Here is a 23,648-nt window from a genome sequence, read left to right as displayed (position 1 = left end):
TGGGTATGTTGAAGGAGGAATTTCGCTCTAAAACACATACTTGCCGACTCGCATAGCATCGCTGACGCAGACATCTGCGACTTGGCCAATTGCTATAATTTGCGAATACGGTAGCATAGTTGTGTTTGTTTTAATTTGTGTTACAAAATTAGGGAAAACAAAATTGTATTTTCCAATGATTTGTTGGATTTATTTTTTGTAAAAATTTCCTGATTTTTGTAAATATTTGATAATCAAAGGTTTTGTAGGTTTCTGAGATGAGATTCAGCTTGCTCCAAGATGGCCTGTTTTTCGGCGTTAGACATTTTATTGAGCAATTGATACATCATTCCAATCCTCGGATTTTTCTCCAATAGCGCCCGATTTCGCTCATAAAAATGCCAGTAAAGGCTATTGAACGGGCAGGCTTTTTCGCCAATTTTTGCTTTTTTATCGTAAAAACAAGACGCACAGTAATTGCTCATTTTATCGACGTAGTTGGCGGAAGAAACGTAGGGCTTGGACCCAACGATTCCCCCGTCAGCATACTGGCTCATGCCTCGGGTATTGGTGATTTCTACCCATTCGATGGCGTCGATGTAAATACCTAAATACCACTGATCTACCTCGTCGGGATGGATGCCTGCTAAAAGTGCAAAATTACCCGTAATCATTAGTCGCTGGATGTGGTGTGCATAAGAGAATTGAAGACTTTGCCCAATCGCGTGTTTGAGGCAATTCATCTTCGTGTCACCCGTCCAAAACCAATCGGGAAGTGAACGCTCGTGCCCAAAAAAATTGAGTTGCTGATAGTCAGGCATTTTTGCCCAATAAATCCCTCTCATGTATTCGCGCCAGCCCAAAATTTGGCGGACAAAGCCTTCGCATTGTTCAATGCTGACGCGCTCAGGATGGGTTTTCCAGTAGTCAACGGCGGCGTTGACTACTTCCGCTGGGCTAATCATTTTGGTGTTGAGCGAAAACGAAAGCTTGGAATGAAACAACGACCAGTGACCCGTGTGCATGGCGTCTTGGTAATTTCCGAAATGGGCAAAAAGAAATGTTAGAAAAAAGTCGAGGACTTCGAGCGACTGGTTGCGGGTCGTAGGCCAAGGAAAACGGTCGGCGAAGGGAGCGCCCAAATACCGAACTCCTGCGCGGTCAATTTCCTCCAAAATATCCCGATAATCGTGAGAAAACTCATGACTAGGAATTTGAGTCGGACTACCTTTAAACGCTTTTCGATTGCTACTATCGAAATTCCAACGCCCCCCAACGGGCTCAGCACCTTCCATGAGTACCTTATGTTTTTTGCGCATGGTGCGGTAAAAGCTTTCCATAAGGTAGTTTTTTTTTGAACTAAAAAGCTCTGCTACTTCCTCACGGGTCGTGTAAAAATGCTCCGTGTCATAGCTTTTACTTTGAATGCTAAGTTGCTGACAGTAAGTAGTTAACTGTTGATCGAGGCGGTATTCGTCAGGTAGCTGGTACTCAAAACACTCGATGGTGTTTTGTTCAATGAGCCAATCAAGATTTTGGGTCAAACTTTGAAGATTGTTGGGGTCATTGATGCGTAAATGAACGACACGGTGCCCCCGTTTTTGTAGGTAAGTCGCAAAATTGTACATGGCCGCAAAAAAGCCAATGACTTTCTGGACGTGATGCACCACATAATCGGTTTCTTGTCGCATTTCCATCAGCACATACAGGGTGTCGGTCGAAGTCTGAGTGTACCAACTGTGCTGATAATTAAGCTGGTCGCCTAAAATAAGTCTAAGTGTTTTCAAGGTTTTTCTTGTTTCGTTGACTGCGGCAGCGGTCGCTACAATACTTCACTTCTTCCCATACTTTTTCCCATTTTTTGCGCCATGTGAATGGGCGTCCGCACACGAGGCAGGTTTTGGTAGGTAAGTGTTGTTTTTTCAAGGTGCAAATGCGTTTTGAAGAATCAACTACCGCTAGGTAAAATTGTTTGTAAGAGCCCAAAAAAGAACGGCAGGAGGAAAACCCCTGCCGTTGCTTTGATCAATTAGACCGTAAGAACTTACTTTACCCACATTATACTTTCTCTCTTACGATAATAAGTCTATCGAATTCTTGTGTTAGGTTAGATGGTATTTTTACACACAAACACTTAAAAAAACCGACGCTCAACAAACGGACGTCGGTTTTATTTCTTTCAACTATTCTTACTGTATAAGAAAACCATTACACCACAAATGTACGGTGGCAATGCTTAAAAAGTCATTAAGAACTTACTAAATTGTCGTTAGTTTTTGAATACGGAAGCACAATGGTGAAAATGGTTGTGCGAGTGGTTTGGTCAGAGGACACATTCAGCCAGCTTTCGTGCAATTTTATGATGCGTTCTACTAACGATAGGCCGACTCCGTAGCCTTTAATATGGGAGGCTCCGTCGCGTCGATAAAAAGGCCGAAAAATGAGTTTCATTTCGTCGGAAGCAATGGTCTCACCCGTATTTTGAAACTCCAATTGAATACCTGCTTTGGTAAAAAATACGTGTACATTGACGTGGGAATTGTCAGAAAACTTGCATCCATTTTCCATCAAATTCACAAAGGCAGTTTTGAGCAAATGCGGGTTGCCGTTGACTAATAACTGGTTTTCGCTATTGATATCTTCGTCAAATTGGACGGTAATTAGATAGTTGGGCTCAGCAGATAACAAGAGACTGCGCGCATCCCAAAGCACTTCATCTATGCGAACTTCTCCGTAGAATATACGTTGCGATTCGTCATTTACTTTGGCGAGTTGAAGCAGGGTTTCAGCAAGCTGACTAAGTTCTCGAATGTCTTGTCGAACAGATACAATAAGTGATTGATAATCAATAGTACTTCTTTCCTTTAGCATCGCTACATCAAGCTGCGTCCCCATGCGCATAAGCGGATTTTTTAGCTCGTGTGAAACGTTAGAGATGAAAAGGGTTTGGAGCCTAAATGCCTCGGACAAACGGCTCAATAAATCGTTGAAAGTGAGGGTTAGCTGCCCAATTTCATCCTGTGGGTTTTCGACTGTCAGGGGTTGGTCAAGTTGGTTGGGAAATAGCTGTTTTACTTGGTTGATAATACGCGTAATGGGGGACATAGCCCTGCCCGAAAAGTACCATCCTGCAAAACCAAAAAGGATAACTTCGAGCAAATAAAGCCAGAGCAATATTTGGCGGAGACTCTCTAAGTTTTCCCTGCCCCACAAATCTTCCGCTCCAATGATGGTTGTTACGCCACCGTACGAATCGGCAAAAAAAAGGCCCAGTGCTAATTGATGATTGAGGGTAAGCCGAACTTTTTTCTCCTGACGAATGCGGTTTAATAATTCAGGGGTAATTTGGTAGGTAATCGTGTCGTTGTTGGTATAAATTTCTTGGTTTTTGGCGTTGTAAACAACTAATTTTTCGTTGATAAATACATCGTAATTTGACTTGTCAATAATTCTGAGTAGGTCGGAACTCACTTCGTTGACCTTCATTAAAAGTTCGGTCGTTGTTTGCGCTTTTTTTTCTAAGCGATCAAAAAATTCTTCTTCTACGTATTCGACCCTTAAAAGATAAATAGTTAGGAAGGTAATGAGCAAAATACTTGATACCAGTACCGTGAACTGGACGGTAAGTCGTGTCCTGATGTTCATTATTGGTCAAGTTTTAAAACATAGCCAACGCCGTAAACAGTGTGAATAAGTTTTTCCGAAAAATCTTTGTCAATTTTTTTTCGGAGCAATGTGATATATACCTCTATGACGTTGGTGCCTGTATCGAACCGAATGTCCCAAATTTTTTCAGCAATATCAACTTTCGTCAAAACCCGCCCCGTGTTTTTGAGTAAATATTCAAGCAAAGAGAACTCTTTGGCCGTGAGGTCGATACGTTTTCCTTGTCTTTTGACAATTCTGGTATCAATATTCATTTCCAAATCATGGTAGGAAAGGGAAGTGGAAGAAGTAATCGGAAACGAGTCAGAAGTGCGGTTGAGCAAAGCACGAACACGGGCCAACAATTCGGAGAAGTCAAAGGGTTTTACCAAATAGTCGTCGGCGCCTGCGTCAAAACCCATTAATTTTTCTTCGATTGCGCCCAAAGCAGTAAGCATGACAATCGGGGTGCGAATGCCTTCTTGGCGAAGTAGTTTACAAAAATCCACGCCGTTGAGCTCGGGCACGATGACATCCGTGATGATGAGGTCATAGTTTGTACGTTTGGCTAAAAGGTGGCCGATTTTGCCGTCGTAAGCAATATCAACTTCATAGCCATTTTCTTCTAGTCCCTGACGGATAGATTGTACCGTTTTTACATCATCTTCAACAACTAATAGCTTCATACACAGTTGAATGGGTGGTGAATTAGGCTGCAATTAAACAAAGAATGCTTAAAAAGTCATTAAATGACCACTTGACCTTCGGAGGGCTCTCCAATAATTTGGTGTTGGTGATGGATAAAACGATAACCCGAAAGCCACGCAAGCAGCGAGTCAAACTGATGTTGGTGGCGTGGATATTCGTTAAAAAGTAGGCTTGGATACTTGAAAGTGAGCAAATCGCAAAGATTGGAGAAGTCAATTTTAGATAATTTTTTGTGGTATTGATTTTTTAATTCGAGTTGAGCAAGGGCTTTTGGATATACTTCATATACCGAAAGGGCATGTTTTGTAGTGAGCGTTTGCCGTAGTTCCATCGCCCTTGCTGTGAGGCCGCCCAAAAACATCGGAGACATGGCTTTGAGGGCTATATCGCACTGCCGATAATGGAAATTGGTGCAGCCTTGTTGCCGCGTATAAACTCCAGGCAATGAGAGTGGCGCGTCGATAAATACGTGTTGAATGGAGGATGACTGAGGCTGTTCAATAAAGCGTATGATAAACGCATCGGCATCGCGGCGGTCGGCATCGTAAAACTGAAGTACCTGACCATTGTGGTGACAAATGACAGTGTTGCCCGAAGTTTTTGAGCCGTAATCAATTCCAATCCAGTGAGTTAATGTCATCGTTTTGAAACTTTGTTAAGACTAATGCTACGCTGACGAGAACAATGGAAGCGGTCTATTTCGTCGGTGCGTAAGGATTGGTGTTTGGTGCTGCGGCCGTTCATTCGTTTTCGCCACATTTCAAAACTACTGCGTTTCATGTGGGTACGCATGGTCGCAATCACTTCTTTTTCTTTCAGTCCAAACTGTGCTTCGATGGCTTCAAAAGGAGTTCGGTCTTCCCATGCCATCTGAATTATTCTATCAATATCTTGTTCGGTCAACATGCTTTTTTCGGAAAATAGCGAGTGAGGTTGTATGAAATGAAAACATAGTTTATGGATATTTTGTTTGAAAAAGCCGTCTTTGCGAGCCGTTATTAGTATAGCTCGTTACTGGAATTTTGGCACGCTTGTTGAGGACACGCTAGGCACAGTTCGAAAAGTTGTAATCGAAAGCCAAAGCAGACGAATGAAACATTATTTCTATAAAGCCATTGCATTGATAGTTTGTTGGTTAGCTCTTTCAGTTGAAGGGTCCTATGCGCAACTTGTCAATAGCTTCACGAGCGAAAGCCCCGCCATTACTTGCCAACCCAACGGTGCGGAAACCGTCGTTACCATTACCAATGGTAGTACAGCCCTGACCAACGCGACCATTACGATTCAGTTGGGCGTGGGCATTCAAATGATTCCAACTTCTACGCAGTCCTTACAAGGCCCTGCGGTGGTCGGAACGGCAGTGAATCTAAATGCCCCCAACTTTACGGTAGCTTCTTGGCCTGCCAATACGACCTTGAAATTTTCGTTTCGGAAAAAGGCCGTATGTGCCGCCCGTGCCCAAAAAATCAGCGGCGGTGGTTTTCAAGACGTGATTTCCATTAAAAATAGCAGTGGAACAACCCTTTCGATTTTGGGAACAAAAACGGTCAATTACGACGTAATTTATGCGTCATTGAGTATCACTTCGGCAAGTACTTCGCCCGTTTCGATTAATCCTGGCCAAACCGCCACCCGTAGCATGACCATCAGCAATGGGTCATTTGGGCAGTTAGAGGAGTTTCTTTTTGCCGACATTACCAGCGCGGGCAAGTTTACTTACAGCGATTTTCGCATCAATCCCGCCAATACCAACATCAGTATTCCCGTGTCGGCCATCAGCACGTCGGGTGATTCGGTAAAAGTAGCTTTCAACAAGGCGTTGATTAAATTTATTGGCGACGGTGACGAAGCGTTTGAATTGAATGAAAATTTTGTTTTACAATATAAAATTACCGTAAACCCTTGCTGCCCAGCAAGTACTGTGACGTCGAAGCTCATTGCGCAATGGGGCTGCGATGGACAAATTTGCCAAACGGCCACTGACAATACGTCTTCGATTTCGGTAACGACTGTGCAGCCCACGCTCACTTTTTCAACCCGAACGACCACGCCGCGCTGTTTTGATACGCCAGCCAAACAAACCATTGTGGTGGCCAATACAACGGCCTATGCCGCCACCAACGTAAAAGTGCAGTTTGGAACGGTAAACAGTACGCCCAATTTTGACAACACCCAGCAATTGTATTTGGCAGGGCCGTATTCGTACCGAATCAAAAATTTTGGAACTCCCCAAACAGCTACGCCCAACCAATTAGCGACGGCAACCAATGCCTGCGCCCCTGCTAATTCCCCGTCACGAATGGAAATCACCATTCCGACAATAGCACCTGGCGATACGGCTTTCATTGATTTTTACACCGTTTCTTGTTGTATTGCTACTTGTAACGCCGCTTATACGCCGCGCCGTTGGGGGTATTCGGGTACCTACAGTGGGGCTTGTGCGACCACAACTTACACCCGCACGATTCAGTCGGGACAAAGCGAAAGTTATACTGCCAATACTTTTACGTTAGATTCGCCTTTGCAAATCTATGATGGTCAGACGTTTACGATGGAGGTGCTTTCAAACAGTAGTAGTATTCCTTCAAACTATAACACTGCGCCTGCCTATTTGGAATATAAATACACAATTCCCGACGGATTTTTATTTTCGGGGAATGCCGCTGACTTTTCGTTCATTGATGCAGGAGGTGTGACCCGAACTCCCAGCTTTTTCAATTATACCGCGGGAGTGCTTACGGTGCGCTTCAATGCCCCCATTAGTTTTAGCCAAACCCGCGCAAGGGCACTTCTAAAACTCACCGCTAAATGTGGTACGGCAGGAAATAAAACGATTGGTTTTCAGTCGCAATTTATAACTGACCCAAGCTGTACAACGGGCTGTGGAGCTTTACCGCCGCAGTGTTCGAGTATTGTCACCGAATTATTGTGCCCAGGCGGTGCCTGTACGCACGGAATGAACTGGGCCTTGTACGACATTCGACGCATAACAACGGGCAGCCCCGATAATAATAATGACAGCAGCCCCGATGCTACAGGAAACCTTGATTTGGCTAAGTTAGACCGTTTTGTGGTCGGCGATACCCTTCGTGCCGTCTATGCTGGAAGGGTTAAAACGTCGGCAACCATTCCTAGTTTTACCTATGGATATGCCACGGCTTCCATCACCAACGCCGACGAAATAGCCGACGCGCGTTATACAGTCCAAATTATACGAGGAGCTAATTCTTATACTTGTACGAACCTCTCAGCAACAGTAACAGGTACAACAACCAAGGTATTTACCTACGATTTTAGCACGACTACCTTGATTTCAAGGTCATGTTTGCCCGCAAGTTTTACGTTTGCCAACGGCGATTCGGTGGTGGTAACGGCCAAGTACATTGCTAATAACCTCACGGCCAATTCGTCAGTTGAGGAGGTTTTGGATATTACGCCAGAGTTTTATGTCGCCAACGTCGTAGCACCTACATCAGGTCAAAAGTACCAATGTGGAACGCGTAAAGGACGGGTGCGGCACTTTGATATTTTTAACAGCACCACTACTTCAAACACAAATTTGAACGGTTGTGGCAGTTTTACGTTGGTCAACAACTTCAATTTTAGCGTTGGAACTTCTACCAGCACTACCGCAGGCGCTAACATTTTTACCAACGAATACCGCATTTTCCAAGTACCCGCTACTTCCAAAACGTTGGCTTCGCCTGCCACTTATACCATCAATAAAGTCGATATATCGTTGACTCGCTCGGTAGGGTATAATACAACGACGACCAACATTACCATCCCAAGTTCGTATTATTTCTATTCGGGCGACACTTTGATTGTTAATCTTCAACAACTTTTTGTGAACGGGCTTTTGCCTTATCCCGAAGAAGGCTACGCGTTGCGCGAGACACTTACGCTTACGCCCATTGGGGCGGCGGGTTACGTCAATTCTTCCAGTTCCATTCGGACTTTTACGCAATACCGAAATCTGTCACCACTCTCGGCCCTGACGGGAGCGACCGTCAATAGTACTAACTTGAGTAGCACCGTAAACTATAACGCGCCTCGTTTGCAACTGAGCACTTCACAGCCTACAGTCAACGCCACGTCGAGTTCGGTGTCGTGGGATGTGGTGGTGAGCAATACCTCTACCTTGGCCGATGCGCCTTTTCCGTGGCTGACTGTTAAGAGCAAAAACGGGACGTTCGTCTTGACCCAAGTACAAGACATTACGGGTACAGCAGTTAATATTGCTCCCAACGCGGGCGGAATTTACCAAGGAAGCTCAACCATATCGAGGAATGGAAGTAGGAGGTACCGTATCACGGGGACGACTAACTTTTGCGGAAGAGATACCATTCAAGTTTTTACAAGTTGGTCATGCTTAGGGCTTTCCAGCGGTTCTACCTTAGCTACTGTTCCTTATATTTCAGACTCATTATCGCTTTATTACGAGGTAAAACCTTCTCAGATTTCGGCCACCATTACCAAAGCCGCTGGGCCTTTCGACATGTGCCAGCCGTTTGAAGTAGAAGTGCGCATTGTGTCGGGGCAGCCTACTTCGGTCAATAGTATTTTGGCTAATCTTGAATTGCCGACCAATAACGGGAAGATTGGGTTGGATTACATTGCGGGGTCAGGCACGATTGAATATCCCAAAGGAACAACAAAACGAATTTTCAGCACGGCAGGAGATAACTTAATTTTAGCAGCACAAAATGCCCAAAACTCGACTTTACCGTTTGATTTGGGCGTTATTGATCCCACCAACTTTGGCACGGGAAAAAGCCTGTCGGGGGTTGGTTCGGCACCCAACAACGAAGCTGTCATTCGTTTTAAACTTCAACCAAATTGCGATTTATTATCTGGACAACCCTTTGGGTTGCGGGTGTTTGGTAAAGACCCTTGTGCGAATCCAGCACTGGGAAATTCAGAATATGTTCAAGGGTTTGCCGTGAATATTCGGGGTGCCAATACGCCTTACAAAACGCAGGTGAGTCTTTCGCTGCCTTCCATTAATGCCTGTGCCAATGTCAATTATCCGATTGGAGTAAGCGTCTTAAATTTAGGTTTGTCAGCCACCAATGACAGTGGTTTGGTGGAAGTTCAGCTGCCTGTGGGTTATTTGCCCGTAGCGGGTTCGGTGGTATGTAGTTCAAGTTTTTGTCCGCCCAATTTGAATAGTTATACAGTTGTAAATTTGCCCAACGGAGGTAAATCACTGACGTGGCGAGTTGCGGCTGGAATGCCCATTGGTGGCGCAATGAATCTTACGTTCCAAGTACAGGTAAACTCCTCAACCTCTTGTAGCACCGAGCAAGTGGTTGCCCAAACTTCTTTGCCTTTTGATGTATTTTGTGGCACTACGCTTTGTCCCGATTTCAGGGTATTGACGGGGCTTGTTTCGGATACTATTTCGGTTAAAAAGGCCAATTTTACCTACGTTTCTCACAGTATTGCCTTTACGTGTAGCAGTGCAACGGGGCAATTTAAGTTTAAAAATACGGGAGCTCCTGTAGCTGCTGGAAATGCTACAACCGTTGAACTTTATCAAGACAAGGACAAGAGCGGCACTTATACTACAGGTGACGTATTGCTTCAAACCTATTCGACAACGCAAGCCATTGCCACCAACGAAACCATCACTTTAAGCGGCGCTATTCCTTATTCGGAACCGATTCCGTGTCCGTTGGTGGTGTTGGTAAAAGGCTGTGCATGTACGACTTATCAAAAAAATTTGGGAGGTGATTTTAAATACGAAAATGCGGGCGCCGATGCCACTACTTGTAGCAATGCCCCCGCCCAATTAGGTTGTAGCGCAGGCTTGGCAGGTTATACGTACGAGTGGACGCCCGTGGGTGCGGCATTGTTGAGTGAATTAAGCAGTACGACCGTGGCCAACCCAACTGTAACGGTGGTCAACAACGGAACGACGCCCATCATTCGCAAATATTTACTGAGCACGACCCATGCCAGCGGCTGCGTGACGACCGATGAGGTACAAATCACCATCAACCCAGCGCCCGTTGCCTACGACGCGACGCTCGAAAAGTGCGATGACGGCGACGGTCGCGTTGATTTTACCTTGACCAATGCCAATGCCATGGTAACGGGTGGACAAGCCAATATGCAGGTAACTTACTTTGCAACTCGGGCCAATGCCGCCGCCAACATAAGTCCTTTGGGAAGCACGCGTTCGGCGGTGAATGGAGATTCGGTTTTTGTGCGCGTTTCAAGACTGAATGAAAACTGTTTTAGCGTCGGAAAAGTCACGTTGGTAGTCAATCCTTTACCTGCTGCTTCGGCAGTAGCGACCAATGCCACTTGCTTTGGTGCGGCTACGGGTAGTGTTAATTTAACCCCAACGGGCGGAACGCCCAATTATACTTTCCTTTGGTCAAACGGGGCTACTTCAGAGGACATTAGCAACGTAGCTTCTGGTACTTATTCGGTCACGGTGACAGATGCAAAAGGATGTACCGCCACGGCTTCTGCTGCGGTAGGGCAGCCTGCTCAGTTGACAGCTTTGATAGCTCGAACTCCCATTACGTGCAATGGTTTAACGAACGGTAGCCTCAATTTGACGGTAACAGGCGGAACGCCAAATTATACATTTGCGTGGTCAAACGGCGCAACAACTGAAGATTTATCGGGTTTATCTACAGGTGTTTACAGTGTTACGGTGCGAGATGCCAACGGATGTACGGTGACCCAAAGCGATACCATTACCCAACCAACCGTTTTGCAATTGTCAACTACGCAAGTGGATGTAAAATGCAACGGTGCCACAACAGGACAGATTGATTTGACCGTCACGGGAGGAACCGCACCTTATACCTACCAATGGAGCAACAGTGCGACAAGCCAAGATGTAACGGGTTTAACGGCCGCTACTTATACTGTAACCGTAACTGATAAAAATGGCTGCCAAAAATCGACCCAAGTAACCATCACGCAACCACTAGCCTTGGTAAGTAGTAAGGCAGTGACAAACGTAAATTGTTATAACGAAAACACGGGAGCGATTGACCTGACCGTGACGGGAGGGACAGAGCCTTACACCTACGTATGGGATTCGGGGCAAACCTCACAAGACATCATAAGCCTGAAAGCAGGTACTTACCGAGTGACCATTACTGATGCCAACGGATGCGTAAAAAGTGATTCGGCCACCGTGACTCAAGCGCCTTCTTTCTTTATTTTTGGTAGCCAAACCAACGTAAAATGTTTCGGTGAAGCCACGGGTTCGATTACTTTAGATGCCGTTGACGGCGCAACTCCGCCTTATACGTACTCGTGGAGTAACGGGGCTACAACGCGTAATTTGACTAATTTGGTAGCGGGAGAATACACCGTTACAGTAACCGACGCCAATGGTTGTACGGTCAAAGGAAGTAACCAAATAAGCCAGCCTGCGGAGTTGGTGGTAGGGGTCAATTCCAATGATGTTACTTGCCCGAATGGCTCTTCGGGCACGCTCATTTCGTCGGTGTCGGGAGGAGTAAAACCGTATCGTTACGAATGGAAAAACGCAAGCAATGCCGTGATTGCGACCACGCCTAACGTCTATGGCTTGCCCGTTGGAAGCTATACCCTCACGGTAATTGATTCAAATAACTGTGTAAAACAAACTGCATCAACGACTATCAGTCAACCACCTTCTTTATCAGCCCAATACGAAACTACCCCTGTGTCGTGTTCCAATGGAAACAACGGAACCATCACTGTTAATGCCAGTGGTGGAACGGGCGTGCTTACTTATACGTGGTCAGACGGAGGAACAGGAGCAACCCGTATGGGCTTAGTGGCTGGAAAATATTCCGTAGAAATTTCGGATGCGAATGGCTGTAAAATTACAGTATCGGATATTGAAATTACCCAACCTTCGGTGCTTGCGGCGTCAGGTGTTAGCATTGCCACCAAGTGTTACCAAGGTGCCGACGGACGCATTGACTTGACGGTCACGGGAGGAACGCAACCCTATACTTTTGGCTGGTCAAATGGTAGTAGCATCGAAGACCCACAAAACCTAGCTGCGGGCACATATAATGTGACGGTGCAAGATAACAAAGGCTGTACCGTGACGACTTCTGTGACAGTTTCGGAACCTACGCCTTTGGATGTAACAATTGTTCCCTTAAACGCCAATTGTGCAGGCAGCAGTACGGGACAAGCCAATTTGACAGTTACGGGCGGAACGGGGCCTTATACTTATTTGTGGTCAACTAATGCCACTACCGAAGACGTAACAGGTCTAGCTGCAGGCGTTTATACCGTAAATATAACCGATGCCAATGGCTGTAAAACCAACGGACAAACGACCATTGCGCAACCTGATTCCCTCAAAGCGTCGGCCACAACCCAACGCGTAAGCTGCTACAATGGCAATGACGGCAAGGTGGACTTGACCGTTCAGGGTGGAACGTCACCATATACCTATCTTTGGTCAACGGGTGCGACATCGCAAGACTTGACGGGCGTAAACGCAGGTTTGTATTCGGTGGTGGTGAAAGATGACAATCAATGCGAAACCACCTTGTCGGTAACGGTGACTCAGCCTGATTCGCTGCTCCTTTCGTTTACCAAAACCGATGCCCAGTGCCGCAGTAAAAACGACGGAAAAATTTCAGTTTCGGTGACGGGCGGCGTAGCACCGTATCAATACGCGTGGTCAAACGGAGCGACCACTGCCCAACTTCAAAACTTGGAGGCAGGTTCTTATACCGTTACTGTCACAGACTCCAATCTTTGCCAAAAACAACTGACCATTACCGTAGCCGAACCTGATTCGTTAAAAATTGAACCCCTTTTGACGGCCGTAAAATGTTACGGAGGAACCGACGGTAAAATCGACATTAGTGTATTCGGAGGAACGCAACCATATACCTACGCGTGGTCAAATGGCGCAACTTCTCAGGATATTTTGGCCACCAAAGCAGGAAATTATACCGTGACCGTCACCGACGCTCAAGGCTGTGAAAAAGGAGTAAATGTGACCCTGACGCAGCCTGATTCGTTGCATATTTCGGCGGTAGTGCAGAATGTTCATTGTAAAAATGGTGCCGATGGTAAAATCAATTTGACCATTACAGGAGGCACTACTCCTTACCAATACACTTGGTCAAATGGGAAAACCACCAAAGACATTGAATCGCTGGCGGTAGGTACTTATTCAGTCACGGTGCAAGATGCGAACGGTTGTAGCGCCGTTTTCCAAACAATTTTAACCGAACCTGATTCATTGATAGTCACTTACCAAGCCGCACCAATTCTATGCAAAGGGGCTACCACCGACGTCAACGTAAGTGTGCGCGGCGGAAAAGCACCGTACACCTACCAATGGGCCAACGGTATGACGGTGGAGGACTTGCTTGCAGCCAAGGCAGGAACGTATTCGCTGACGGTAACGGACTCGAATTTGTGCGTCAGAACGTTGGCGTTTGTCCTCACCGAACCCGACTCGCTCAAATTATCGGCTACTGCCCAAAGTGTAAGCTGTAAAGGTGGTACAACAGGAAGTATTGATTTATTAGTAACGGGTGGCACGATGCCTTACAGTTATGAATGGTCGAATGGTGCTGTGATTCAAGACCTTGCCAACCTCAGCGCGGGCTCGTATAAAGTAAAAGTGAAAGACGCCAACGGTTGTGCTGATAGCCTGACAGTGGTCGTTTCGGAACCAGACCCGTTGAAAGCAACTTATGCTTCCAACGATGTAAAATGCAAAAGTGATAACACAGGTCGCATCGACGTTACGGTGACTGGCGGGACGGAACCGTACAGTTATGCGTGGTCAAACGGGGCGGTAAGTGAAGATATTACGAGCCTTGCAGGAGGAGTTTATACCTTGATGGTTACTGATAAAAATGGTTGTAGTACCGACCTCCGCGTGGTGATTGGCGAGCCTGATTCGTTGAAACTATCGCTTTCACCCGAAAATGTGACGTGTAAAGGACTAAGCTCGGGAACGATTTTATCGACAGTTTCGGGCGGAACAAAACCTTGCAAATATTCGTGGTCAAACGGTTCTACTTTACCAAACGTCTATGGACTGCCTGCAGGAACATATACGTTGACGGTCGTGGACAGTAATTTGTGTGTAGTATCAGCGTCAGCAACACTGGCCGAACCTGCCGAATTAGCTCCTAACGCCGAAATCAAGCACGTATCGTGTTTTGGCGGAAACGACGGTAGCATTGATTTTAACGTTCAGGGCGGAACGGGTGTTTATACCTATTCGTGGTCAAACGGCGCGACGACCCAAGACATTTCCAACCTCGTAGCGGGCGTATATCGCCTGACGGTGAAAGATGAAAATAACTGTTCAATTGAAATAGATTTTACCATAACACAACCCAACAACCCACTTTCGCTGACCCTAACGCCTACTTCGCCCACCTGCCACGATGGAGAGAATGGTAAAGTGATGTTAGCGATTGCAGGCGGGACAACGCCTTACAAGGTACGTTGGTCAAATGGTGCTGAAATGCAGGACATTGCTGATTTAAAGAGCGGTTGGTACAAAGTAGTGGTTTCGGATGCCAATGGATGTACAACCACCGACAGTGTTCAACTGGCAAATCCTGCTTTGTTGTCGTTGGTGGCCAAGGGAGATACCGTTTGCGAAGGCGATACCGTGAAACTTTCGGCTACTTATGACCCAACGGCACAAATTAGCTGGACGGGGCCTGTGGGATATGCTTCGGGTAATCCTAACCCGATGATTATCAATTCGCAATTGTACCAAGCAGGAACTTACGTAGCAACCGTGACCAAAGGGGAATGTTTCCGCACTGATACTGTTCAGGTGGTGATCCACCAGCGTCCGTCGGTGATGGTGATTTACGCGGGATGTATTCCCAATTCGTACGAAATTCGGGTGCAGGTTTCGCCCAATGCCCAATTCTCGTCCGATGAAGGAACAGTTTCCTATGAAGGCGACAACAAGTACTACATTCGTAACATTCCAAACAACAAAATAGCCACGTTTACGGCCACCAATCAGTCAGGATGTTCGATGTCCCAGAAAGTTGACCGTACTATTTGCGATGCCAACCAGCCGAGTCCATGTACCAACAATCCTGCGGGACCTAACGCGGTGATTTGTGAGCCAACCGAAACACACCAATTGCCCAAACCGACCAATAGCCGTTATTGGATTGCGTCGGCATCGAATCCAAGTTCGGCCTTTGCAGATACCACGGGCTTAGTAACGGGTATGACCTCCAATGGCCAATACCGCTTTATTTTGGTTTCTCCGTTGGATAACTGTACCGATACCGTAAGCATCACACGCAACGCTTTGCCGACGTACCAGTTGGTAGCTTCTTCGCCACAATGTGCGGGCGACAGCGTAGCGGCCAAAGGCTTTATTCAGTTGAAAAATTTTGCAGCTACTTCGTCGTACGGGTTGACCGTTGGCGATGTATATGATGTTAACCAAACGCTTGCGCCAATCCCTGCCGATGGTTTGGTATTGAAAAATGCTGGTAGCGCCACGACCGATATTACTTACACGTTAAGGGTTTATTCGGAAACGGGATGTTTTATGGAAGAAAAAATAGTGTTGCAAAAAGCCCCCGAACCGTTGGTGTTGCAATTAACACCACAGAAAGTAAATTGTACAACACCCCAATCGGGAGCCATCAACTTAGAAGTGTCTGGTGGCACCTCTCCTTATAGTTATGCCTGGTCAAACGGGTCGGCGACACAAGACTTGACGTCGATTGCGAAAGGGCTTTACCGCGTGGTGGTGACGGATGCGAACGGTTGCATGGCTTCCGACAGTGTCGAGGTGGCAGGCCCCACGTTACCGTCAGTGGTTGCCGTAGGCGATAGCGTATGTGTGGGAGAAACCATCCAATTATCGGCCACGGTGAGCAACGGTGCGAGCATTAGCTGGACAGGCCCTGCGAATTTTAGTTCAAATGCGGCAAACCCAACTCGTCCGAATGCGCAACTAACGCAGGCAGGGACGTACATCATAAAAGTGACGGATGGATATTGTGAACAAAGCGATACGGTGGAGGTAGTGGTGAATGAATTGCCATCGTTGACGGTGGAATCGGCGCAATGTTCGTTGACAAGTTATACGGTGCGAGTAAAAGTAACGGCGCAAAGCACGTTGCAGTCGAGTTTGGGAACGGTGAATTCGGAAGGAAATGATACGTATTTGGTTTCCAACATTCCAATTACTCAGACGGCGAGTTTGACGGTAAAATCGTCAAGCGGTTGTACGTTTGTCAAGCAAGTAGATCGGACCTTGTGCGACGCCAATCCACCGCAACAATGTACCGATAATCCAGCGGGGCCCAACGTGACGATGTGCGAACCTACGTTGACGTATAATTTACCAAAAGCGACCAATGGACGTGTGTGGAGCGTAGTGGGTGGAAACCCGTCTTTTACAACGATTGATAGTACGGGTTTGGTGAAAGGGTTGACGCTTGAGGGAACGTATCGTTTCGTACTTACTTCAGTACTTGAGAATTGTGTGGACACGGTAAGCATCACGCGCAATGCGCTACCGACGTACCAGTTGGTAGCTTCTTCGCCACAATGTGCGGGCGACAGCGTGGCGGCCAAAGGCTTTATTCAGTTGAAAAATTTTGCAGCTACTTCGTCGTACGGGTTGACCGTTGGCGATGTATATGATGTTAACCAAACGCTTGCGCCAATCCCTGCCGATGGTTTGGTATTGAAAAACGCAGGTAGCGCCACGACCGATATTACCTACACGTTAAGGGTTTATTCGGAAACGGGATGTTTTGTGGAAGAAAAAATAGTGTTGAAAAAAGCCCCCGAACCGTTGGTGTTGCAATTAACACCACAGAAAGTAAATTGTACAACACCCCAATCGGGAGCCATCAACTTAGAAGTGTCTGGTGGCACCTCTCCTTATAGTTATGCCTGGTCAAACGGGTCGGCGACACAAGACTTGACGTCGATTGCGAAAGGGCTTTACCGCGTGGTGGTGACGGATGCGAACGGTTGCATGGCTTCCGACAGTGTCGAGGTGGCAGGCCCCACGTTACCGTCAGTGGTTGCCGTAGGCGATAGCGTATGTGTGGGAGAAACCATCCAATTATCGGCCACGGTGAGTAGCGGAGCAAGTATCAGCTGGACAGGCCCTGCGAATTTTAGTTCAAATGCGGCAAACCCAACTCGTCCGAATGCGCAACTAACGCAGGCAGGGACGTACATCATAAAAGTGACGGATGGTTATTGTGAACAAAGCGATACGGTGGAGGTAGTGGTGAATGAATTGCCATCGTTGACGGTAGAATCGGCGCAATGCTCGGTGACGAGTTATACGATACGGGTAAAAGTAACGGCGCAAAGCACGTTGCAGTCGAGTTTGGGAACGGTCACTTCGGAAGGAAATGATACGTATTTGGTTTCCAACATTCCGATTACTCAGACGGCGAGTTTGACGGTAAAATCGGCCAGCGGTTGTACGTTTGTCAAGCAAGTAGATCGGACCTCGTGCGACGCCAATCCACCGCAACAATGTACCGATAATCCAGCGGGGCCCAACGTGACGATGTGCGAACCTACGTTGACGTATAATTTACCAAAAGCGACGAATGGACGTGTGTGGAGCGTGGTGGGTGGAAATCCGTCGTTTACAACGATTGATAGTACAGGTTTAGTGAAAGGGTTGAACAAAACGGGTACATACCGATTTGTTTTAACTTCAACGCTTGAAAACTGTGTGGACACGGTAAGCATCACGCGGTTAGCCGCGCCCACATTTGGCGTCTTGTTATCTCCTCCGACCTGTCTAGGTGATAGCGCGAAAAAGGACGGTTACTTACAAATAACAGGCTTTGAATCTACGGCCACTTTCGGACTTACAGTAGGAGCCACTTACGATGAAACGGTGGTTCAGCAGCCGATTCCTGCCAACGGAAGGTTGTTGGAGGCGATTGCCAACCCAACGGCGGCGGTTACTTACGTGATTCGAGTGATGACGGTCAACGGCTGTTTTGCCGAAAAGAAAGTAGTTTTGCAGCCAGTAAACTGTGAATGTCCCGAGATACCTTGCGTGCCTTTGCAGATGCAGCGGAAGCGAAAGAAATAGGTTAAAGCTGAGGCTGTCCAAAAAGTAACAGGTTACAAAATTTTCTTTGGATTCAACCTCATCCCAACCCTTCTCCTTCCAGGAGAAGGGCTTAAAAAGTCCCCATCTCCAGAAAGGAGAGGGGGATTTAGGGGGTGAGGTTGAATAGAAGCCGAAGATAATTTGGTGATACCAGACTTTTGAGACAGTCTCGGTTGATTTACTTCTCAATCACTATGTCATACTTTTCCAACAACCCCGCCACGCCCAAAAGCGAGAACTTCGCTTTTTTAATTTTGTTGGTTTCGGGGTTAATCACGTAGTTGTACGACGACCTAAAATCTGCCTTTTCAAGCAAAGTACGGTCAAAACTTGCAAGTTCAAGGTTGCAATTGTTGAAAACCGCCTGCGTCAAGTCACATTCTACAAAATCAACCCCTTGGAGTTGGGTATCTTTAAAGTGCGTTTTTTTGATTTTTGTCCGAAAAAAAGAGGAATGATTGAGTTGGCAGCCTTCAAAAGAGAAAGAAAGCCCGAAACCGTTGCAGTTGTCGAATCGTAGTCCCAAAAGTTTACAATCTTTAAAAACCACCCCATTCAAGGTCGTATTTTTCAGATTTACCATGCTCAAGTTGCAGCCTTTAAATTCGCAGTCGATGAATTTGATGCTTGTTAAATCGCTGTCCGAAAAAAGGCAATTTTGAAACACACAGCTTTCGTATTCGCCTTTGGGGAGAGGTATTTCGGTGAAGTTTTGTTTATCAAACAATTGGTCTTGTATGTAGCTTTCTTGCATCGTGAGGCAGAATTTTCAAGTTTTTGCCCCAAAAATAGTGCTAAAAGTGGTCTTTGGATTAACAAAGTTTTTTCACGCAGAACATCTGTGAAAAGCATTTGGGTCAATCTGTGTGAAAAAGAAGTTGAAACTCAAATGGGAACTTTACTGCTTGTATCCAACTTAATTTAACATACTGTCAAAGCAGTGATGCAAAGAACCATCAAGAAACGTCCTCGCTAAACGTGAAAAATAATCTCTCTCCTTCTTCTTCAGGCTTACTTAGTATGTTGTTTGCGGCATTTTGCTTCTCGGTTTCGGGGGCTTGTACGCGGGTGTTAGGCAAACACATTAGCTCCGTCGAACTGGTTTTTTTTCGGAACATTATTGGCGTTCTTTTTGTGTTGTTTAGCGTTTTGCAACGGCCTTTGGTGCAGACAGGCGGAAGGCTAGGATTACTTGTTTTTCGAGGAATTATCGGGACCTTGGCACTGTATTTGTTCTTCTTTGCCGTGACCAAAATCGGCTTGGCCGAAGCCATTACCTACCAGCAATCGTACCCCGTTTTCTTGGCGCTGATTGGCGTTGTGTTCTTAAAAGAAAAACTTTCAACACCCGTTTGGTGGGCTATTTTTATCGGATTTTCGGGGATTTGTTTCATCTTTTTGCCGCAGTTTCACACCGATTTCTTGAGCCTAAAACACCACGCTCTCGGCCTCACCAATGCCATTATGACGGCCTTGGCCTACATGAGTATTGCGCAGTTGGCGGGCTATTACGACTCCCGCAGCATTGTGCTGTCGTTTATGCTTTCGGGGATTTTGATGCCGATGCTTTCACTCGGCTTGGGTGAAATGGTAGAGGCCCCCGAATGGTCGTTCCTCATTGCAAAATACGTGCAACCTGCGGGTACCGATTGGCTGTGGATTGCGTTGTTGGCGATTTCGGCTTTGTTGGGACAACTCTTTTTGACCAAAGCCTTTACCTTCGGAAAATCGGCGGAAGTAGCAGCTATTGGTTATTCCAACATCGTTTTCTCGGTCATCTTCGGCATCTTTCTTGGCGATGCGCTACCTGCCACATTGAGCTGGTTTGGGATTGTATTAATTATCGTTTCGGGAGTATTGATTGCCTTTCAGAAAGGGAAAAAAGAGGCTCAATAGCATTTGCCTCAACAACGGTTTTGCTTGTAGCGCCTGTACCAATGAGGCAATCGCAAGTAGCCCATACAACGCCGCGACAACGACAGTGGCTTTGGTATTTTTGAGCAAATAAAAAGAAAGAATGGGCAACACTTGCAAAGCGTGCATCCCGATAAAATGAGCAACGCGGAGGTCGCCGACGGTTTTACTCCACCCCAACACAAACAAATTGGAATTGTCGTTGTAGGCACCTACGCTGTGGTTGAGGCGTGAACCCATTGCAAAGCCCTCAAACGCAAAAATCACAAACAAAAGAATACCCAACCGAATGGCCCACAGATAATGGAGTGGGAGGGTGGGAAACTCTTGCTGCATGAATAGCCATCCGATGTAGGCCGTGTAAATGGTAGTGGCGCTGGCGGCTACGGCCATCAATCCGTATAATAGTGAATAGATTGGGCTGCTTACGTTGTAATGCGATAACTGCCCTCTGTTCGCTTGAAAAGCAATGTAGAGGAGTTCAAAACCAAGCAATAAAACGGTAGTCCAGTTGAAAAGCGATAGGTTAAATTTGGGTAAATAGTAACAATACCAAGCCATTGTCCATGCGTAAGCTCCAATGGATAAAGCGAATTTCAAAGGTTTGTTCCACGCGTTTACCTTAAAAACTTGAACTATGGTCACTTGGCTAAGAACCAAAAAGGCCAACGCCAGTAGGTTGCAGATTAAGCCAAAGTAAAAGAGCGTTTCGTTGCGAGATTTGAGTTCAGTAAGGAAGTTCATGGGATTGAAGATAATGTTTTCAATGCCAAAAATACCTTAGTCAGCAACTTTAAATACTTTAAAATGGGCTCAACCAACAAATGCAATAGGGGGAAGTGTATTTTTAGGAGGTTGAAATGCTGTGATTACGGGCGATTCGTGTCTTTTTTTATAGAAACGACGGGCAGGTGAATTCGGTATTTTTGGGCAATGATACGGACAAAAATCACTATAATCGCGGCGATGAGCTGGGTAAAACTGGTAGAAAAACCCACTTGAAGACCCGCATAATACACCAATCCCCCCGCAACGCAAGCCAAGGCGTAAATGTCTTTGCGCAGCAAGAGGGGCACTTCGTTGAGCAATACATCGCGAATAACGCCGCCAATCGACCCCGTGACAGTCCCCATAACAATGCACACCCAAAATGGTAAATCCATCGCAAGGCTCTTACTAATACCCACCGTAGTGAACAGCCCCAGCCCAATGGCATCGAACAAAAACAATGCCCGCTGCCACTTGAAAATTTTGTCTTTGAACAAAAGTGCTGCCACCAACGCGATGCCTGTCATAATAAAATAGTGACTCTCCTGCATCCAAAATGGTCGAATACCCAACAACACATCCCTGACTGTACCACCGCCAATGGCAGTAACCAGCCCAATCAGGTACGCCCCAAACCAATCCACTTTTTTGTTGGAAGCAAGCTCGATGCCACTGAGGGCAAAAACGAAGGTGCCAATCAGGTCGATGGAAGTAAGGAGAAGGGTGTTGGGGGGAAGCATTTTTTTAGTGTCGAGTGTCGAATGCAGAATGTCGAATTTTGTGCTGAGGGTCCGTGCTGAGGGTTGCTTACAACCCGTTTTTCTGTGCCGAGGGTTGCTCACAACCCGAGTTCGCCCGCTGTGCTCAGGGTTGCTTACAACCCGAGTTAAAGTACTCCTTTTTCTAACTCCTTCAAATAAATGAAATCGGGAGATTTTACGCCTGCATCTTTTCGGATTTGTACCAGTTTGGGCGATTCAAAAAAAGCTTTGGCGTTTTCTAAGCTATTCCAAACGGAGAAGTGGACGATTTTGTTGGCGTCGTTTTCATACTTTAAGACTTGGTACGATTGTTCGCCTGCTTCTTTTCGGATGCCTGCGGCTTGGTCAAAAATAGCTTTCCAGGCGTCATAGTCGGCTACTTCGTGAATGATTAGAACATATTCCATGAGAGAAGGTTGAAGGTTGTGGTATGCAGAGTGGATGGTCAAATATACCGTTTAATTTTATTTTGTTCCAAAAACTGCGGCTAAAAGCAAACTCACCAAGCCGATAGTGCGCCAAAATAGTGATGAAGAAAACGATTTTTGTTGCCATTTTTTGCTGAATTTTTAGATTAAATCATTCCTTTTAATGAACACACTACCGACAATTATGAGCCAAATCAGCCAAAGCGTGCTGCCAAGAAATCCAGCCAAATCCCATACAGGAAAACCTTTGATAACGGTTGCAAATAATTCGGCTTGTGCCAACAGATAAATCACCGAGCCTACAACACCCAAAACATTGGCCCATTTTGGCATTAGTTTTAGTTTTGAAAATGCGAAAGTCATCAGCAATGTCCAAGTAATGGTAAAAAGTTGCCCGAGATGTTCGCCCAAAATTACGCCACCAAACTGATGAATGGCCTTGAAAGAAACAATAGCCGCTGCTTTGGTAGCCTCGTCCGTAGCATTCACAAAAGTATCGGCAAGAACGGGTACTACAAAAGTCCACCTCAATAAACCAATCATTTGCACCACCAATCCAACGACGCCAATCATAGTCGCTGTGCGAATTGATGGGACTTTATTCTCCAATTTTTGACCCATCATTATATACGCAGGAATCAGCGGCAAACCCGTAACGGCAAAAGCAAACCAGGTCCAAATTAAAGAATTTCCACCTTCATAAAATCTTTGTAAAACGCTTGCGGTATCTTTTCTCAAAATATCGGGATAGTCAAAACGCATCGTGAGCATTGTGTAAGGAATAAGCAATGCAACGGTAGCTATCATCAGTAAAATACCGATTGTTTTTGTATTATTTTTCATGGACTTAAAAGAAAAAGGAATAGCTGATACCAGGTGTTGGATTAATTTTCAAATCGTGACCTTTGGAAGCTACTGCTATTCCGCCGATTCGTAGGTTAAGACCTTTCCAAACCATCCATCGGAAACCTGCTTCCATTCCTAACGCATTTTGGTTTTCGTAGTCTAAATTAAAGCCTCTTAAATACGAAACACCTGCATAAAATGAAGAAGGATTTCCTTTTTTGCCAACGGGTAAAAACCAAGCTGTAACGCCTGTTTTGATGAATTTTGTGGTCACGCCCGATTCAAAAGCAGTGATGTAATAGCCCGCGTGAACCGAAATGTGTTTGTGACGATATTCTACGCCGATAGAAGGATTACGGAACCCATTGATGCTGATTTCGTTGTTTGAAAAACGGCTTTGCGAGAAAGCGACAGACGATAAAAGAAGTGCGAATAATGTAAAAAATACTTGCTTCATTTTGATTTGCATTTTAATCGTTAATTGATGATGCAAATTTCCTGACTCAA

14 protein-coding genes are annotated in these 23,648 nt (G+C 45.9%); 2 read left to right on the top strand and 12 right to left on the bottom strand.

The annotated features are described in order from the left end of the window. Positions 1 to 233 precede the first annotated feature (233 nt). The 6 genes from AC23P2_RS23420 to AC23P2_RS23395 all read right to left on the bottom strand — a co-directional run bounded on the left by AC23P2_RS23420 (position 234) and on the right by AC23P2_RS23395 (position 5,238). Positions 234 to 1,766, bottom strand: coding sequence for a cryptochrome/photolyase family protein (locus AC23P2_RS23420; protein ID WP_487775452.1), 1,533 nt, complete (start codon positions 1,764 to 1,766; stop codon positions 234 to 236). Next, a complete protein-coding gene (locus AC23P2_RS23415) occupies positions 1,753 to 1,905 on the bottom strand; it encodes a DUF2256 domain-containing protein (RefSeq protein WP_487775451.1) in 153 nt (50 codons plus the stop codon). Before AC23P2_RS23415 ends, AC23P2_RS23420 begins: the two co-directional genes overlap by 14 nt. 321 nt (positions 1,906 to 2,226) lie before the next feature. Then, positions 2,227 to 3,624, bottom strand: a complete 1,398-nt coding sequence (locus tag AC23P2_RS23410; RefSeq protein ID WP_487775450.1) for an ATP-binding protein — start codon at positions 3,622 to 3,624, stop codon at positions 2,227 to 2,229. After that, on the bottom strand, positions 3,624 to 4,310 hold the full coding sequence (locus tag AC23P2_RS23405; protein ID WP_487775449.1) for a response regulator: 687 nt from the start codon (positions 4,308 to 4,310) through the stop codon (positions 3,624 to 3,626). Before AC23P2_RS23405 ends, AC23P2_RS23410 begins: the two co-directional genes overlap by 1 nt. 59 nt (positions 4,311 to 4,369) lie before the next feature. Next, positions 4,370 to 4,972 carry a hypothetical protein gene (locus tag AC23P2_RS23400; protein WP_487775448.1) on the bottom strand — a complete coding sequence of 201 codons (603 nt, stop codon included), beginning with the start codon at positions 4,970 to 4,972 and terminating at the stop codon, positions 4,370 to 4,372. After that, positions 4,969 to 5,238 (bottom strand): TIGR03643 family protein, encoded by a 270-nt coding sequence (locus tag AC23P2_RS23395; RefSeq protein ID WP_122929475.1) that lies wholly within the window; start codon positions 5,236 to 5,238, stop codon positions 4,969 to 4,971. Before AC23P2_RS23395 ends, AC23P2_RS23400 begins: the two co-directional genes overlap by 4 nt. 184 nt (positions 5,239 to 5,422) lie before the next feature. Here AC23P2_RS23395 and AC23P2_RS23390 point away from each other — a divergent pair, with 184 nt between their 5' ends. Next, positions 5,423 to 18,403 (top strand): hypothetical protein, encoded by a 12,981-nt coding sequence (locus AC23P2_RS23390; RefSeq protein WP_487775447.1) that lies wholly within the window; start codon positions 5,423 to 5,425, stop codon positions 18,401 to 18,403. A gap of 199 nt (positions 18,404 to 18,602) precedes the next feature. Here AC23P2_RS23390 and AC23P2_RS23385 read toward each other — a convergent pair whose 3' ends face one another. Beyond that, positions 18,603 to 19,178: a pentapeptide repeat-containing protein gene (locus tag AC23P2_RS23385; protein WP_487775446.1), complete on the bottom strand. Its 576-nt coding sequence runs from the start codon at positions 19,176 to 19,178 to the stop codon at positions 18,603 to 18,605. 224 nt (positions 19,179 to 19,402) lie between these two features. On the opposite strand from AC23P2_RS23385, the gene AC23P2_RS23380 reads away from it, so the two are divergent. Beyond that, on the top strand, positions 19,403 to 20,320 hold the full coding sequence (locus AC23P2_RS23380) for a DMT family transporter (RefSeq protein ID WP_487775445.1): 918 nt from the start codon (positions 19,403 to 19,405) through the stop codon (positions 20,318 to 20,320). Here AC23P2_RS23380 and AC23P2_RS23375 read toward each other — a convergent pair. The 5 genes from AC23P2_RS23375 to AC23P2_RS23355 form a co-directional block, all read right to left on the bottom strand. Beyond that, the gene (locus tag AC23P2_RS23375; RefSeq protein WP_487775444.1) at positions 20,261 to 21,082 is read right to left on the bottom strand and encodes a hypothetical protein; all 822 of its coding nucleotides are present in this window, start codon (positions 21,080 to 21,082) and stop codon (positions 20,261 to 20,263) included. The genes AC23P2_RS23380 and AC23P2_RS23375 overlap by 60 nt on opposite strands. 125 nt (positions 21,083 to 21,207) lie before the next feature. Beyond that, positions 21,208 to 21,846, bottom strand: a complete 639-nt coding sequence (locus AC23P2_RS23370; RefSeq protein ID WP_487775443.1) for a trimeric intracellular cation channel family protein — start codon at positions 21,844 to 21,846, stop codon at positions 21,208 to 21,210. Between the two features lie 146 nt (positions 21,847 to 21,992). Further along, entirely contained in the window at positions 21,993 to 22,274 is a 282-nt protein-coding gene (locus AC23P2_RS23365; protein ID WP_487775442.1) for an antibiotic biosynthesis monooxygenase, read from the bottom strand. Between the two features lie 162 nt (positions 22,275 to 22,436). Next, on the bottom strand, positions 22,437 to 23,138 hold the full coding sequence (locus AC23P2_RS23360; RefSeq protein ID WP_487775441.1) for a DUF4386 domain-containing protein: 702 nt from the start codon (positions 23,136 to 23,138) through the stop codon (positions 22,437 to 22,439). Between the two features lie 4 nt (positions 23,139 to 23,142). Continuing rightward, positions 23,143 to 23,598, bottom strand: a complete 456-nt coding sequence (locus tag AC23P2_RS23355) for a hypothetical protein (RefSeq protein WP_487775440.1) — start codon at positions 23,596 to 23,598, stop codon at positions 23,143 to 23,145. Positions 23,599 to 23,648 lie beyond the last annotated feature (50 nt).

The organism is Runella sp. R0.1_18 (assembly GCF_057652155.1).
Note: the sequence above shows the minus strand (reverse complement) of the source record. Positions and strands in the feature narration are given on the sequence as shown.

Coding starts and splice junctions, on each gene's coding strand:
- AC23P2_RS23410 (WP_487775450.1), bottom strand. CDS start 3,624: ATGAACATCAGGACACGACTTACCGTCCAGTTCACGGTACTGGTATCA.
- AC23P2_RS23405 (WP_487775449.1), bottom strand. CDS start 4,310: ATGAAGCTATTAGTTGTTGAAGATGATGTAAAAACGGTACAATCTATC.
- AC23P2_RS23400 (WP_487775448.1), bottom strand. CDS start 4,972: ATGACATTAACTCACTGGATTGGAATTGATTACGGCTCAAAAACTTCG.
- AC23P2_RS23395 (WP_122929475.1), bottom strand. CDS start 5,238: ATGTTGACCGAACAAGATATTGATAGAATAATTCAGATGGCATGGGAA.
- AC23P2_RS23390 (WP_487775447.1), top strand. CDS start 5,423: ATGAAACATTATTTCTATAAAGCCATTGCATTGATAGTTTGTTGGTTA.
- AC23P2_RS23385 (WP_487775446.1), bottom strand. CDS start 19,178: ATGCAAGAAAGCTACATACAAGACCAATTGTTTGATAAACAAAACTTC.
- AC23P2_RS23375 (WP_487775444.1), bottom strand. CDS start 21,082: ATGAACTTCCTTACTGAACTCAAATCTCGCAACGAAACGCTCTTTTAC.
- AC23P2_RS23370 (WP_487775443.1), bottom strand. CDS start 21,846: ATGCTTCCCCCCAACACCCTTCTCCTTACTTCCATCGACCTGATTGGC.
- AC23P2_RS23365 (WP_487775442.1), bottom strand. CDS start 22,274: ATGGAATATGTTCTAATCATTCACGAAGTAGCCGACTATGACGCCTGG.
- AC23P2_RS23360 (WP_487775441.1), bottom strand. CDS start 23,138: ATGAAAAATAATACAAAAACAATCGGTATTTTACTGATGATAGCTACC.
- AC23P2_RS23355 (WP_487775440.1), bottom strand. CDS start 23,598: ATGAAGCAAGTATTTTTTACATTATTCGCACTTCTTTTATCGTCTGTC.